This is a genomic window from Nonomuraea sp. NPDC050790 (assembly GCF_044456745.1).
Classification (GTDB): domain Bacteria; phylum Actinomycetota; class Actinomycetes; order Streptosporangiales; family Streptosporangiaceae; genus Nonomuraea.
On record NZ_JBITGF010000014.1, the window covers coordinates 1 to 14,254 of the forward strand.

Consider the following 14,254-nt stretch of genomic DNA (forward strand, 5'->3'; position numbering starts at 1 on the left):
CCAGCGCGCTGACGGCCAGCACGCCCAGGCACAGGGCCTTCTTGCTCATGGGGGGCTCCCTTGGCGAGTTATTAAACCCAAGGTTGTTTAATAATCTACTCCGGTTTAGCATTACGATCACTTCGGTGGCAAGAGAGGGATTCATGATCGGTGATCCGGCGCTGCTACGCCGCCTCAACGTGGTCGCGGTGTTGCGGGCCTTGCATGCCGCCGACGAGCTGACCTTCACCGAGCTGGTGCGCAGCAGCCAGCTCTCCCGGCCCACCGTCGAGGAGATCGTCTCCGACCTGGAACAACAGGGCCTGGCCGAGGAAGTGCGGCCCGCCCCGGACGGGCCTCGCCCGGTCGGCCGCCCGGCCAAGCGCTACCGCTTCCGGCCCGAGGCAGGGCATCTCGCGGGCGTGGACATCGGCCCGCACAAGGTGCTCTGCCTGGTCACCGACCTGCGCGGCGACATCGTCAGCAGCGCCAGGGCCGAGGTGGACCCCGAGATGAGCGCCGCCGACCGGCTGGCCACCGCCCGCACCGTGATCGAGCGGGCCACCGAGGGACGCGAGCTGCGGGCGCTGGGCGTCGGCACCACCGGCGTCGTCTCCGGCGGCAGGGTCGTGGTGAGCGACCGGCTGCCCGACTGGCAGGGCCTCGACCTGGCCGGCGAGCTCGGCGAGGTCGGACGCCAGGTGCTCGTCGGCAACGACACCAAGCTCGCCGCCCTCGCCGAGCACTGGCGCGGCGCCGCCCGGTCGGTCGGCGACGTCATCTACCTCCTGGTCGGCCGCAGCATCTCCGTCGGCGTGCTGATCGGCGGCCGACTCCACCTCGGCCACCACGGCGGCGCCGGCGAGATAGGCGTGTTACGCGAGGTCGGCTGGTACACCGCGCTCGACCGCGTCCGCTCCTACGGGCCCGAGCGCCTGTTCGCCGCCGTCCGTGCCGGGGATCCGGAGGCGGCCACGATCGTGACCGCGTTCGTCAAGGACCTGGCGACCGGCGTCGCCGCCACCGTCCTGACCGTCGACCCCCAGCTCGTCGTCATCGGCGGCGGCCTGTCGCAGGCCGGTGACCTGCTCGCCGAACCGTTGCGCGCAGAACTGTCGCGCCTGTGCCTGTTCCCCGTCCAGGTGGAGACCTCCGTCCTCGGCGACGAGTCCGTGGCCCTGGGCGCGGTACGGCTGGCCCTCGACCGAGTCGAGGAAGAACTGTTCAGCGTCGCCGAAATGACCCCCGCCTGACACCCCCCAACCCACGAAGGAGCACACGATGTCGTTAACCCGCTGGTGTCTACGCACGCTGGCGCCACTCACAGCCGCCGCGCTCGTCGTCACCACCGCCACCGCGGGCAACGCCGCCGTCATCTGGGCCGGCACCGCCCTACCGGGCACCGGCACCTGCCCGGACGGCAGCATCGCCTGGCAGAACGACTCCCAGCACGGCAACGTCTTCCGCTTCCGCGTCAACGACAAGACCGGCCAGAACTCCGAGCGCTGCGAGATGGCCGTCGCGCGCCGCCTGCTGAACGACGGCCAGACCGTCTACATCGGCTGGAAGTCCCGGGTGAGCGCCCCCACGACCAACACCTGGAACTACATCCTGCAGCTCAAGTGCCACGGCACGAACGTGGCCAACCACCCCCTCACCCTGGGCGTCGGCGGCGGCCGGCTGACCCTGCGCAACGACGAGGACGTCAACGGCGTCCAGGTCGGCAGGACCGTCTGGTCCACCCCGCTCACGCAGGGCCAGTGGTTCTCCATGGTGCTGAAGGTCCGCTACTCGGAGAACCGCAGCGTCGGCCAGGTCCAGGTCTGGTACAACGGCCGCCTGCAGACCCTCGCGGGCGGCGGCACCACCCACTACGGCCAGACCTGGGACGGCACGGAGAACAACGTGCACTGGGGCATCTACCGCAGGTCCAGCGTGAACGGCACGCAGATCCACGACCTGTACCGCCCGCGCATCGCCACCACGATGGCCGAGGTCAACCCCGGCTGATCGGCGTCACCCGAGGCATTCGGCGAGGCGGAACCCGGTGCGCCGCGCGCACCGCCTTGTCGGACCCCGATGTCGGCACGTTCGTACAAGTGTGACCCAAATCCTCAAGGCATTCTGGACCGTACGAAGTTCCGTTCCAGGATGAGCAGGAGCGTCAGACCTGCGTACGCCGGGCGGAGACCGCCGGCCACGCCCGGCCCACGTTCCGAGGAAAGGGTCGCGATGCTCAATCTGTCGATCGTTCTGGAAGACAGCGCCCGCGCTGTTCCCGACCGCACCGCCCTGGTCTTCGGTGACCTCCGCCTGCCGTACTCGATGGTGGAGTCTGTGGCGAACCAGGTCGCCAACCTTCTGGTGTCGCGGGGGATCGGCAGGGGTGACAAGGTCGCGCTGCTCTGCCCGAACGTGCCCTATTTCCCGTTCGTCTACTTCGGCATCCTCAAGGCCGGGGCGACCGTGGTGCCGCTCAACCTGCTGTTGCAGCCGCGTGAGATCGCCTACCACCTGACCGACAGCGACTCCAAGGCGCTGTTCTGCTTCGAGGGCACCGCCGAGCTGCCCATGGGCGCGCGGGGGCGGGAGGCGTTCGAGGCCGTGGACGGGTGCGAGGAGTTCATCGTGCTGCCCGCGACGCCGCTGGCCATCGAGTCGGAGCACGGGGAGTCGTTCTGGGCGGCGCTGGACGGCATGTCAGGGGAGTTCGAGACGGTCCAGACCGAGCCCGGCGACACCGCGGCCATCCTCTACACCTCCGGCACCACCGGGCAGCCCAAGGGCGCCGTGCTGACCCACGCCAACCTGCTGCTCAACATCATGGTCAGCGACGGGATGTTCCCGGCCGACCCCGAGGGCGACGTCTCGCTGGCCGTGCTGCCGCTCTTCCACTCCTTCGGCCAGGTCTCGGTCATGAACGTGTGCCTGCGCAGGCGCGGCACCCTGGTGCTCCTGCCGCGCTTCGACGCCGGTGACGCTCTGGAGCTCATGCGCCGGGAGAAGGTGACCATGTTCGCCGGGGTGCCCACCATGTACTGGGCGATGCTCTCGAAGATCCACAGCGACGGCGACGAGGTGCCCAAGACACTGAGGGTGGCGGTGTCAGGGGCGGCCTCCTGCCCGATCGAGGTGCTCAAGGACTTCGAGGCCACCTTCGGCATCGCGATCCTGGAGGGTTACGGCCTGTCGGAGACCTCCCCGGCGGCCAGCTTCAACCAGCTCAGCCGGCCGACCAAGCCCGGCACGATCGGCTTCCCCATCTGGGGCGTGGAGATGCGGCTGGTGGACCGCGACTGGAACACCATCGAGGGCGAGGGGCCGGGCGAGGTCGCCGTGCGCGGGCACAACGTCATGCAGGGCTACTACGGCCGGCCGGAGGAGACCGCCGAGGTCATGCGGGACGGCTGGTTCCGCACCGGCGACGTCGCCACCCGCGACGAGGAGGGCTACTACTCCATCGTCGACCGCACCAAGGACATGATCATCAGGGGCGGCTTCAACGTCTACCCGCGCGAGATCGAGGAGGTGCTGATGACGCACCCGGCGGTCTCGCTGGTGGCGGTGGTCGGCATGCCGCACGACTCGCACGGCGAGGAGGTCAAGGCGTACGTCATCCTGACGCCGGGCGCGAGCGTGACCGAGGACGAGCTCATCGCCTGGAGCAAGGAGAACATGGCGGCCTACAAGTACCCGCGGGTCATCGAGTTCCGCGAGACCCTGCCGATCTCGGCCACCGGAAAGATCCTCAAGCGCGAGCTGCGCTAGACACACCCCTCCACCAAGCTGGTGAACGCCTGCGGGGACCGTTCACCAGCTTGGTCCCTTCACGGCAGCCAGTCGATCGCGGCGGCGAGCTCGGACGGAGTGTTGCCGAAGGTGTCGCGGAAGACGCGGGTGAAGTGCGGGCCGTCGGTGAAGCCCGCGCTGTGGGCGGCCGCCGTCAGCGTCTGGCCCCCGGCCACCAGGTCGATGGCGCGTTGCATGCGCAGCCACCGCACGTAGGGCCGCAGCGGGATCCCCACGTGCGCGCTGAACAGATGTGCCAGCCGGCTCGGCGACAGGTGCACCGCCTCGGCCACCGTGCGGATGCGCACCGGGCCCTTGGGCAGCAGCGTGGGGATCACCAAGATCGCCGCCTCGATCGCGGGATGCCGGCGCGCGCCGTCCGCGGCCGTGTGGCCGGTCCACGCCTCGACGGTCCGCAGCGCCGCCGTGGCCTCGGCCGCGCGCGTGTGCCCGGACGGCGGCGCGCCGAACCTGAACGGCCGGGCCTCCTCCGCCGACGCCGGCCGCACCGTGGGTGACCAGGACGCGGCCGTGTCGCCCGGCCCGAAGCGGGCGAGCAGGGCGCGGCCGGGCGAGCTGCGCGGGTCGAGGAGGGCGAGCAGGGTGTCGCGGGCGCCCTCGCGGATCTCGTGGCGGACGTCCTGCGGGATGATGGCGATCTTCGTGGTGAGCAGCGCGCCGTGGGCGTCGGCCATCGTGAACGGCTCCGCGGAGGCGAGCAACTGGACGGCATGGTGCGCGTGCATGCGGTTCGTGCCGACGGTGCCGCCGTAGAGCAGCAGTCCGGGCCGGAGCATGCACCAGCCGCGCCAGGTTTCCACGGTCACAACCGACAAGCCTTTCAAGCTTTTCCAGGGACGACCACTTCGCGTGAAGCTATTCCGGGTGGGGCGGTAAGTACAGGTGACCGTACACACCAGGAAAGGCCGGGACGTATGACGCTCGCCCGTGAGGAGGTCCACGTCGACGACGCGGCGCTCATCGAGAGGTCGCTGACCGAGCCCGAGGTCTTCGCCGTGCTGTTCGACAGGTACGCACCTTCGCTGCACCGCTACGTGGTCCGTCGGCTGGGACCGGGGGAGGCCGAGGACGTCGTCGCCGACACGTTCCTGGCCGCCTTCCAGCGCAGGGACGCCTACGACAGGGGCCGCCCCGACGCCCGCCCCTGGCTCTACGGCATCGCCTCCAACGTGATCGGCAAGCGGCGGCGTACCGAGATCGCCCTGTACCGCGCCTACCTCCGCACCGGGGCGCACCCGGCGGAGACCGCGAACACGCAGGTCGAGGACGGCGTCAACACGCTAGCCGTCAACCGGCCGCTGGCCAGGGCGCTCTTACGACTCAAACAGGTCGACCGGGACGTGTTGTTGCTGGTCGCCTGGGCCGAGCTGAGCTACCAGGAGGTCGCCGACGCGCTCGCCATCCCGCCGGGCACCGTCGGTTCCCGGCTCAACCGGGCCCGCGCCCAGGTCCGCCAGGCCCTGCCGCCAGAAGAAGGAGAGTGACCGTGAACGAGCTCAAGAGCATGTGGGCGACGATCCCGCCCGCCACGCAGGAGGATCTCGCCGGCGCCAGGCGGCGGCTGATGGACGGCATGAGCCCCCGCCGCCGCCGCTTCGCCGCCACCCCCCGGCTGGCGGTCGCGGCGGGGGCCGCGGCGGCGGTCGCGGCCGCCGCGCTGGTCGTCGGCACCGGTACGCCCGCCTATGCCGTGACCACGAACCCGGACGGCACGATCACCGTGGCCGTCAACGAGCTGCGTGACCCGGAGGCGCTGGAGGCCGATCTCCTCGCGGCCGGTGTCAGGGCCGACGTGACGTTCCTGCCCACGGACACATGGTGTGCGGAGACGCCCCGGTTCGACAGCGTGGACGGCGCCTACGGCGGGGACAAGCCGCACGAGCGGGGCGACGAGAAGGGATGGCGCTCGTTCCGGGCGACCAAGCCGATCTCCCAGCGGGAGCTCCTGATCTCCCCCCAGCACGTATGGCCGGGCGAGACCGTCGTCCTGGAGTACTCGGAGACCCCGGCGGGCCCCGCCCCCTGGCAGCTCGGCACCTGGCTGGCCAAGGCGGGCAGCACCGTGAAGCCGTGCACCCCCATTCCGCGGGGAAAGGCATAGTTCGCCCAATTCCTGCCAAGGAAACCCGAGCCAAGAAGTATGGAGTTGTCCAGGTTCTCGGGTGCCATCCGGGCATTGGGCTTAACTGGGGAAATGAGCGAAGAGCCCAGGGTGGGGCCGGAGCCTGACGGACCGCCGCAGTCCCGTCCCTACCATCACCCGGCCGCCGGCTGGGGAGCGGCCAAGGCCGTGGCCGAGTTCGTGGTGCGGGAGCGTGAGCTCGTCGAGGGTCCCCGCGCGGCGCTGCGCATGAACCACGAGAACGGCGGCTTCGACTGCCCGGGATGCGCGTGGCCGGACACCAAGGGCCTGAACCTGGACATCTGCGAGAACGGCATAAAGCACGTCACGTGGGAGATGACCGGCAAGCGGGTCGGCCGGGAGTTCTTCGCCGCCCACACCGTCGGCGAGCTGTCGGGCTGGAGCGACTTCGCGCTGGAGGACCAGGGCAGGCTGACCGAGCCGATGGTCTACGACGCCGCCACCGACCACTACGTCCCCATCGGCTGGGAGGACGCGTTCGCGCTGTTCGGCCGGACGGTACGCGCCCTGGACGACCCGAACCAGGCGGCGTACTACACCTCGGGACGGCTGGGCAACGAGGCCACCTTCCTCTACCAGCTCATGGCCCGCGAGCTGGGCACCAACAACCTGCCCGACTGTTCCAACATGTGCCACGAGGCCAGCGGCCGGGCCCTGCACGCCTCGCTCGGGACCGGCAAGGGCACCGCCGACCTCAAGGACTGGGAGAGCGCGGACGCGCTGTTCGTCATGGGGGTCAACGCGGCCTCCAACGCGCCCAGGATGCTCACCAGCCTCGCCGAGGCCTACCGCCGCGGCGCCCACATCGTGCACGTCAACCCGATGATCGAGGCGGGCGCCACCCGGACGATCATCCCGCACGAGTTCACGCGGATGGCGTTGTTCCGCTCCACCCGCACCAGCACCCTGAACCTCCAGGTGCGCAGCGGCGGCGACATGGCGCTGATGCGCGGCATCGCCAAGGCGACGCTGGAGCGGGCCGGGAGCGATCCGCATGCCGTGGACCAGGAGTTCATCGACCGGCACACGACGGGCTTCGCCGCGTACAGGGACCTGTGCGCGGCGACGCCCTGGGCGGAGATCGAACGGCAGAGCGGCCTCGCCCGCGAGGACATCCTCAGAGCCGCCCGGGTCTACCGCGGCGCCGATCGCAGCATCATCAGCTGGTGCCTGGGCGTCACCCAGCACGAGCACGGCGTCGACACCATCAGGGAGATCGTCAACGTGCTCCTGCTCCGCGGCAACCTGGGCCGGGAGGGCGCGGGCCCCTCGCCGGTGCGCGGGCACAGCAACGTCCAGGGCAACCGCACGTGCGGCATCGACCACCGGCCGCCGAAGGAGTTCCTCGACCGGCTCGCGCAGGTCTGCGACATCGACCCGCCGCGCGCCGACGGCCTGGACGTGGTGGCCACCATCGAGGCGATGCACCGCGGCGAGGTCAAGGTGTTCGTCGGCATGGGCGGCAACTTCGCCATGGCCGCCCCCGACACCCCCTACACCCACGCCGGGCTGCGCTCGTGCGAGCTGACCGTCCACGTGAGCACCAAGCTGAACCGCAGCCACCTCGTCCACGGCCGGCAGGCGCTGATCCTGCCGTGCCTGGGCCGCACCGAGAAGGACGTGCAGCGCAGCGGCGTGCAGCAGACCTCGGTCGAGGACTCGATGAGCATGGTGCACCTGTCGATCGGGATGAAACGCCCCGCCTCACCTCGGCTGCTGTCCGAGCCCGCCATCATCGCGGGCCTGGCCCGCGCCGCCCTGCCGGACAGCGACACCCCCTGGGACTGGTACGTCGAGGACTACGACCGCATCCGCGACTCCATGGCCCAGGTCCTGGACGGGTTCGAGGACTTCAACCGCCGGGTCCGCCTGCCCATGGGCTTCCGCATCAAGCAGCCCGCCCGTGAGCTGGTCTTCCTCACGCCCTCCGGCCTGGCCGCGTTCTCCACGGCCCCGCTGCCCGACGTCGTCCCCCCGCCGGGCACGCTCGTCCTCGGCACCATGCGCTCCCACGACCAGTGGAACACCACGATCTACTCCGACGACGACCGCTACCGCGGCATCAAGAACCTGCGCACGCTCGTCTTCATGAACGCCGACGACATGCGCGAGCGCGGCATCGGCCAGTTCGAGCCGGTCGACATCACCAGCACCGCCAGGGACGGCAGCACCCGCTCCCTGCGCGGTTACCTCGCCGTCCGGCACAACCTGCCCAGAGGCTGCGCGGCCGGATACATGCCCGAGATGAACGTCCTGTGCTCGATCACCGACCACAGCACCCAGAGCGACCAGCCGCTGATGAAACACCTCCGGGTCACCATCACCCCGTCCGCCTGAACCCCAGGGCGCCGCCGTTCACCTGCCCTTGCGGGTGTACGCGCGCAGCGACAGCGGCACGAACACCGCCAGCAGCGCGGCCGACCAGAGCAGGACGGCGGCCACCGGATGCGCCATCGGCCAGGCCAGGTCGCCGGACGGGGCGCCGGGGTTGCCGAACAGCTCGCGCGCGGCGGCGGTGAGCGCGCTGACCGGGCTCCAGTCGGCCAGGAACCGCAGCCATCCCGGCATGCCGTCCGTCGGCACGAAAGAGTTGGACAGCATCGTGAACGGCAGGAACAGCGGCGCGGCGACCTGGGCGACGAACTGCTCGTTCTTCACCACCAGGCCCACGTAGACGCCGACCCAGCTCAGCGCGTACCGCAGCAGCATCATCAGCAGGAACGCCCCCGCCGTGAGGACCGGGCCGCGGTGCGGCTGCCAGCCCACCAGCAGGCCCGCCGCCACCATGACGGCCAGGAGCGGCACGCCGATCAGGGAGTCGCTGCCGGTCTGCCCGAACGGCACCGCCAGGCGGGCCATCGGCATCGAGCGGAAGCGGTCCATCACGCCGCGGGCGGCGTCACCGGCCATGCGGGCCATGACCCCGGTCACCGCCGTGAACGTCACCATCGCGAACAGCCCCGGCATCAGGTACTCGCGGTAGTCGCCGCCGTCCGGCACCTGGATCGCGCTGCCGAAGACGTAGCCGAACAGCACGACCATGATGGCCGGGAAGACCAGGGCGCCGACGATCTCGCCCGGCTCCTGGCGCAGCCGTCCCAGCTCGCGGCCGACCAGGGTCAGCCCGTCGGCGAGGGTCCAGCGCAGGGTGGTCATCGGGCGATCTCCTCGCGGTCGGTGAGGCGCAGGAACACCTCGTCGAGTGTGGGGCGGCGCAGGCTGACGTCGACCGCGGCAACCCCGGCGCGGTCGAGTTCGCGCACGACGTCGGCGAGCCGGAGGCCGCCGCCGGGCAGGGCGACGCTGAGCCGGCCGCCGTCGGCCGTGGTGGGTTCGGCCCCGGCCAGGGCGTGCAGGGCGGCCGCCGCCGGACGCAGCGTGGCCGGGTCCTGGAGGATGACGTCGAGCCGGTCGCCGATCGTGGCCTTCAGTTCGTCGGGGGTGCCGGTGGCGATCACCCGCCCGTGGTCGACGACGGCGATGTCGTCGGCCAGTCGGTCGGCCTCGTCCAGGTACTGGGTGGTGAGCAGGACGGTGGTGCCGTCCGCCACGAGCTCGCGGACGCTGTCCCAGATCTCGCCGCGGCTGCGCGGGTCGAGGCCGGTGGTCGGCTCGTCGAGGAAGAGCACCTCGGGGCGGAGGATGAGGCTGGTCAGCAGGTCGAGGCGGCGGCGCATGCCGCCGGAGTAGCCGGCGACCTGGCGGTCGGCGGCCTCCGTCAGGCCGAAGCGGTCGAGCAGCTCGTCGGCCCGGCGGCGGGCTTCTGCCCTGGACAGGTGGTAGAGGCGGCCGAACATGCGCAGGTTGCCGCGGCCGGTCAGCTTCTCGTCCACGGCGGCGTACTGGCCCGCGAGGCCGATCCGGTCACGGACCTTGGCCGCCTCGCGGACCACGTCGTACCCGGCGATGCGGGCGTGCCCGGCGTCGGGGTCGGACAGCGTCGCCAGGATACGCACCGCCGTTGTCTTGCCTGCGCCGTTCGGCCCGAGCACGCCGCAGACCGTGCCTCGGGGGACGGCCAGGTCCAGGCCGCGCAGCGCATGGGTGTCGCCGAAGGACTTGCGCAGCCCTTCGGCGACCACGATCGGATCATCCACGGAACCCTCCACTGGGTACGTTGTACGCGGTTAGGCGGCCAGAGTAGATTACTGGGTACCATGTACGCAAGTAGGGGGTGCAGCGGTGACCGACGCCGAGTACGTGAACATCTGGATGCGGCCGGAACGCCCGGCCCGCGGGCCGAAGCCGGCGTACAGCCGTGACCGGATCGCCGAGGCGGCGGTGCGGATCGCCGACGCCGAGGGGCTGGAGGCGGCCACGATGCGGCGGATCGCCGCGGAGATCGGCGCGGGCGCGATGTCGCTCTACCGGTACGTGCCGAGCCGCGACGACCTCATCATGATCGTGGCCGACCGGTTGCAGGGCGAGATCGACGTCGAGGGGATGCCCTCGGGGGACTGGCGCTCGGACCTGACCCGCTACGCCCTGGAACTGCGCGCGATGTGGCACCGGCACCCGTGGATCGCCACCGTCAACCGGGCGCTCAACAGCTACGGGCCCAACCAGGTACGGCTGATCGAGCGGGTGATGGGCGCGCTCGACCCGTACCTCTCGATCGACGAGAACCTCGGGCTCATGGCCATCCTGAGCGGCTACGTGGAGGGCTCCGCCCGCGCGGAGGTCAGCGCGGCGGAGGAACTGCGCCGCAGCGGGCTCAGCGAGCAGGAGTGGCTGGCGCGCAGCACCCCGCGCGTCCGCCAGCTCGCGGAGAGCGGGGAGTACCCGATCTTCACCAAGATCGTGACGGAGGCGCGCCAGCACGAGCTGAGCCGCGACGACCGCTTCCGCTACGGCCTGGAACGCGTCCTCGACTGCGTCGCCGCGGCTCTCCCGTCAGACGCCCAGAGCCGCCGGGTCTGGTAGCCGATCTTCCCCAGGTAGCGATGGAGTCCGCGTCGCGTCCCCGGACGGCGGCTTTGGATACGCTTTCCGCCGCGGTCAGGCCGGCTGGCAGGTGAAGCCGCCCAGGTTCGCGGTGGTGGGGAAGTACAGGACCGTCTGGCAGAGGTAGCTTCCCGCGGCGCTGCCGCCGCGCAGGGTGACGGTCACGTCGGAGATGCCCAGGCCCCCGCAGTTGTGCCCGCTCACGTGGTAGGACGAGCCCATCGGGTGCACCGCGCCTCCGGTGCAGGAGTAGAAGCCCGCCGCGTGCGCGGGCGTCGCGATCAGAGGTACGGCCAGCAGTGCCGCGCCCAGCGCGGCGGCGAGGCGTTTGTTCCGCATGCCCACGACGGTACGAGCGCTCCGGGCACCCGCCCAGATGCGCCCGTCACCGCCGCATGTGCGTTCCTCACCGGCTCAGCAGCGCTGGCCGTTCAGGAAGTTCGGGTTGGGGATGAAGTTCACCGTCAGGCAGTGGTAGGTGCCGGAGGGGATCGCGACCGAGCCGCCACCGGGTCCGGGCGGGCCGGTGCAGCCGCTGGCGAAGATGACGTATCCGACCAGGTCGGAGATGAAGACGCGGTTGCCGCTCGCGCACGTGTAAATCGCCTGCGCCGACGCGAGCGCCGGCTGGGTGGTGATCACGCAGGCCAGGGCGGCGGTGACGGCCACGATGGTCTTTCGCACGGTGTCCCTTCCTGGAGGGATCCCGGCGCCCTGGGCGGGCGCCGGGATTGAGGGGGTCAGGAGCGGGTGATCTTCACGTCGTCCACGCCGGCCTCGATCAGGCTGGCCGTACCCGCGTCGGCCGTCTCGACCAGCAGGCGGACGGTCTGGCCCGCGAAGGAGGACAGGTTGACCGTCGCGGACTGCCAGGCGCCGGCCCGGTTGGCGGCCGAGCCGAGCTGCTGCAGCACGACCGTGTTCGTCGAGCCGGACACGACCCGTACGCGGAAGTAGTCGGCGCTGCTCGCGTTGTTGAGATGCGCCAGGTACCACGACAGGGTCAGCGTGAGCGTCCCGGTCGGCAGCGCGATCTCCGGCGAGCGGATGGTCGTGGCACCGCCGTCCACGTCGTAGGTGCCCGCACCGCTGCCGGCCAGGCGGCCGGTCACGAGGTCGTTGACGCCGCTGACGGTGGTCCCGAGCTGCAGGCCGATCCCGGAGCTCGTGGCCGCGGGGTCACCGCGCTCCCATGCGCCCGAGGTGGCGGTGTCGGTGCCGGAGGCGTTCGTGGTCCAGCCCAGCGAGGTCTCGAACGTGTCGTTGAAGACCACGTTGCCGGTCGTGCCGACGTTCAGGGTGAACGGGGCGGTGCGGTCGACCGAAGTGCCGTCACCGGTGACGATGACGTTGTAGGTGGCGCTGGGCGTGCCCGTGGGCACGTTGATCGTCATCGTGGAGTTGCCGCCCGAGGTGATGGTGGGCGGGTTGAACGACGCCGTCACGCCGGCGGGCAGGCCGGAGGCCGAGAGGGCGACCGTCTGCGCGGGCGGGGTGGTGGTCGTCGTGATCACGTTCACGCTGGTCGCCTGGCCTGGCTGTACGGTCGCCGACGTCGGGTTCAGCTCGATCAGGAAGTCGGGGCCGCCGCCGGTGCACGAGGTCGGCTCGCCTGCCGCGGCCGGCACGCTCACGGCCAGCCACGCCGCCTTGGTCGCGTTGTACTCGGCGCAGGAGCCGGGGAACGACTGGATCGCCGCCTCCAGCGACGCCTTGCGGGCCAGCGAGTGCGTCCACGTCGCGGTCTTGCGCAGCAGCGTGGCCATGAAGATCTGGCCGGCCTTGCGCGGGCCGAGCCCGGTCAGCGTCGTGGAGTTGCAGGTCGGGCTGGCCGGCTGGCCGTTGGTCGGGTTGGTGCCCTCGGCCAGGAGGTAGAACCAGTGGTTCTGTACGCCGGCGGCCGCGTGGACCTCCATGTTCGGCACGGAGGCCGAGTAGCAGTTGGGGTGGCCGGAGATCAGCGACGGCTGGTGCATGTAGCGGATCGGGCCGCTGCCGACCAGGTTGACCTCCTCGCCTACGCTGTAGTCGGGCGGGTCGAGGTTGGCGGGCAGGTTGGCGAACCACTCGGTCAGCGCGCCGAAGATGTCGCCGGTCGACTCGTTCAGGCCGCCCTTCTCGTTGCTGCCGGTCGAGCCGCCTGGGGTGGTCTGGAAGATGGCGTGGCCGTACTCGTGGGCGACGACGTCCATCGGGGTGACCTGGCGCTGGTTGTCCTGGGAGCGGCCGAAGTTCGTGTAGCTGCCGTTCCAGAAGGCGTTGACGGCGTTGAGGCCGACGCGGGCGGGGAAGCCGCCGCCGGTGCCGTTGATGCCGTTACGGCCCAGCCACTGGCTGAGCATGTCCCATTCCTTGCCCACGCCGAACAGCGCGTCCACGCAGGCGGTCTCCAGGTCCGTGCCGGAGCCGTTGCCCCAGTTGTCGTCGGTGCCGGTGAACGCGGCGCCGTTCTGGCCGCCACACCGGATGCCCGAGCGGTTCGGGTCGGTCATGGAGAAGCTGGTGCCCGAGCCCGAGGTGCCGATGGTGACCGGGTTGCCGTTGTAGTAGCTGTTGCCGATGCCCGCCATGACCAGGTCGGACTTCTCGATGACCTGGCCGTCGAGCGCGTCGACGAACACGTGCAGCTTCGTCTCGCGCCCGTTGTCCGTGCCGGAGACCTGCACCTCGTACGCCAGGCGCCCCGCGCCCTCGGCGAACACGCTCAGCCGGGGCAGGGAGACCGCGGCGATCTCGGGCACCAGGGCGCGCGCGACGTCGGCGGCCTTCTCGGCGCTGATCGCCGGCTTGGTCGCGACGTCCAGCGGCCGGGTCTGCGCGACGGAGGTGCTCAGGACGCCGCCGGAAGCGTTGGTCACGACGACGAAGTCACCGCCGCGCACCGGCAGGCCGGCGTAGGTGCGGTCGTAGGAGACGTAGTTGAGTCCGTTCTGGCCGGCGGTGACGCCCTTGCGGACGAAGGCGTCCTTGGGCGAGACGCGCAGGACGCCGGGCTCGGACTCCACCAGGCGGTCGGCCGCCTGGGCGGCGGCGGTGGCCGGGTCCGGAGGTGCGGCGGTCTGCGCCGCCAGGGCGGAGTGGCCCGAGGCGATCGAGCCCGACAGCGCCACGAGCAGGCTGGTGGTGCTCGCGACGAGCGCTAACGCGAGTCTGCGTTTCACGCGGTGCTCCTTCTGGGTGAGCGGCCGCGGCTGGGGGTACGTCGGCCGCCGGGGGGTGTGCGAGATCTCCCCAGAGATCTCGGCGTAGCTCCGCGGTGACGGAGCTTCCTGCATCTGACGTGAGATCTAAATGGCCGTCAATATGTGCGGAAATACTTGGAAATTCACTGACAACCGATGCTGTACCGGTCCAATGGTGATTTATCCGCTTTGATCA

General features: G+C 70.7%; 13 protein-coding genes. 7 read left to right on the forward strand and 6 right to left on the reverse strand.

Annotated features, from left to right (window positions below):
* The first annotated feature begins 125 nt into the window (after positions 1 to 125).
* The 3 genes from ACIBEJ_RS46260 to ACIBEJ_RS46270 all read left to right on the forward strand — a co-directional run bounded on the left by ACIBEJ_RS46260 (position 126) and on the right by ACIBEJ_RS46270 (position 3,747).
* Positions 126 to 1,232, forward strand: coding sequence for an ROK family transcriptional regulator (locus ACIBEJ_RS46260; protein WP_397189371.1), 1,107 nt, complete (start codon positions 126 to 128; stop codon positions 1,230 to 1,232).
* Positions 1,233 to 1,260: 28 nt separating this feature from the next.
* Positions 1,261 to 1,989, forward strand: coding sequence for a heparin lyase I family protein (locus tag ACIBEJ_RS46265; protein WP_397189372.1), 729 nt, complete (start codon positions 1,261 to 1,263; stop codon positions 1,987 to 1,989).
* Between the two features lie 222 nt (positions 1,990 to 2,211).
* On the forward strand, positions 2,212 to 3,747 hold the full coding sequence (locus tag ACIBEJ_RS46270; protein WP_397189373.1) for a long-chain fatty acid--CoA ligase: 1,536 nt from the start codon (positions 2,212 to 2,214) through the stop codon (positions 3,745 to 3,747).
* Positions 3,748 to 3,806: 59 nt separating this feature from the next.
* Here ACIBEJ_RS46270 and ACIBEJ_RS46275 read toward each other — a convergent pair whose 3' ends face one another.
* Positions 3,807 to 4,595, reverse strand: a complete 789-nt coding sequence (locus tag ACIBEJ_RS46275; RefSeq protein ID WP_397189374.1) for a helix-turn-helix transcriptional regulator — start codon at positions 4,593 to 4,595, stop codon at positions 3,807 to 3,809.
* Between the two features lie 108 nt (positions 4,596 to 4,703).
* Here ACIBEJ_RS46275 and ACIBEJ_RS46280 point away from each other — a divergent pair, with 108 nt between their 5' ends.
* The 3 genes from ACIBEJ_RS46280 (at position 4,704) to ACIBEJ_RS46290 (ending at position 8,269) form a co-directional block, all read left to right on the forward strand.
* On the forward strand, positions 4,704 to 5,273 hold the full coding sequence (locus tag ACIBEJ_RS46280; protein WP_397189375.1) for an RNA polymerase sigma factor: 570 nt from the start codon (positions 4,704 to 4,706) through the stop codon (positions 5,271 to 5,273).
* Between the two features lie 2 nt (positions 5,274 to 5,275).
* The gene (locus ACIBEJ_RS46285; protein WP_397189376.1) at positions 5,276 to 5,890 is read left to right on the forward strand and encodes a hypothetical protein; all 615 of its coding nucleotides are present in this window, start codon (positions 5,276 to 5,278) and stop codon (positions 5,888 to 5,890) included.
* 93 nt (positions 5,891 to 5,983) lie between these two features.
* Positions 5,984 to 8,269 (forward strand): FdhF/YdeP family oxidoreductase, encoded by a 2,286-nt coding sequence (locus ACIBEJ_RS46290; RefSeq protein ID WP_397189377.1) that lies wholly within the window; start codon positions 5,984 to 5,986, stop codon positions 8,267 to 8,269.
* A gap of 18 nt (positions 8,270 to 8,287) precedes the next feature.
* On the opposite strand, the gene ACIBEJ_RS46295 is transcribed toward ACIBEJ_RS46290, so the two are convergent.
* Together ACIBEJ_RS46295 and ACIBEJ_RS46300 are read right to left on the reverse strand one after the other, a co-directional pair.
* The gene (locus ACIBEJ_RS46295) at positions 8,288 to 9,088 is read right to left on the reverse strand and encodes an ABC transporter permease (RefSeq protein WP_397189378.1); all 801 of its coding nucleotides are present in this window, start codon (positions 9,086 to 9,088) and stop codon (positions 8,288 to 8,290) included.
* Positions 9,085 to 10,029 (reverse strand): ATP-binding cassette domain-containing protein, encoded by a 945-nt coding sequence (locus tag ACIBEJ_RS46300; protein WP_397189379.1) that lies wholly within the window; start codon positions 10,027 to 10,029, stop codon positions 9,085 to 9,087. The genes ACIBEJ_RS46295 and ACIBEJ_RS46300 overlap by 4 nt, the downstream gene beginning before the upstream one ends.
* An 85-nt stretch (positions 10,030 to 10,114) precedes the next feature.
* On the opposite strand from ACIBEJ_RS46300, the gene ACIBEJ_RS46305 reads away from it, so the two are divergent.
* Positions 10,115 to 10,855: a TetR/AcrR family transcriptional regulator gene (locus ACIBEJ_RS46305; RefSeq protein WP_397189380.1), complete on the forward strand. Its 741-nt coding sequence runs from the start codon at positions 10,115 to 10,117 to the stop codon at positions 10,853 to 10,855.
* A gap of 75 nt (positions 10,856 to 10,930) precedes the next feature.
* On the opposite strand, the gene ACIBEJ_RS46310 is transcribed toward ACIBEJ_RS46305, so the two are convergent.
* From ACIBEJ_RS46310 to ACIBEJ_RS46320, 3 genes are all read right to left on the reverse strand, one after another.
* Positions 10,931 to 11,215 (reverse strand): hypothetical protein, encoded by a 285-nt coding sequence (locus ACIBEJ_RS46310; protein WP_397189381.1) that lies wholly within the window; start codon positions 11,213 to 11,215, stop codon positions 10,931 to 10,933.
* A 75-nt stretch (positions 11,216 to 11,290) separates the two neighbouring features.
* Positions 11,291 to 11,560, reverse strand: a complete 270-nt coding sequence (locus tag ACIBEJ_RS46315) for a hypothetical protein (RefSeq protein WP_397189382.1) — start codon at positions 11,558 to 11,560, stop codon at positions 11,291 to 11,293.
* A 56-nt stretch (positions 11,561 to 11,616) separates the two neighbouring features.
* Positions 11,617 to 14,037 (reverse strand): M4 family metallopeptidase, encoded by a 2,421-nt coding sequence (locus ACIBEJ_RS46320; RefSeq protein WP_397189383.1) that lies wholly within the window; start codon positions 14,035 to 14,037, stop codon positions 11,617 to 11,619.
* Positions 14,038 to 14,254: the final 217 nt, after the last annotated feature.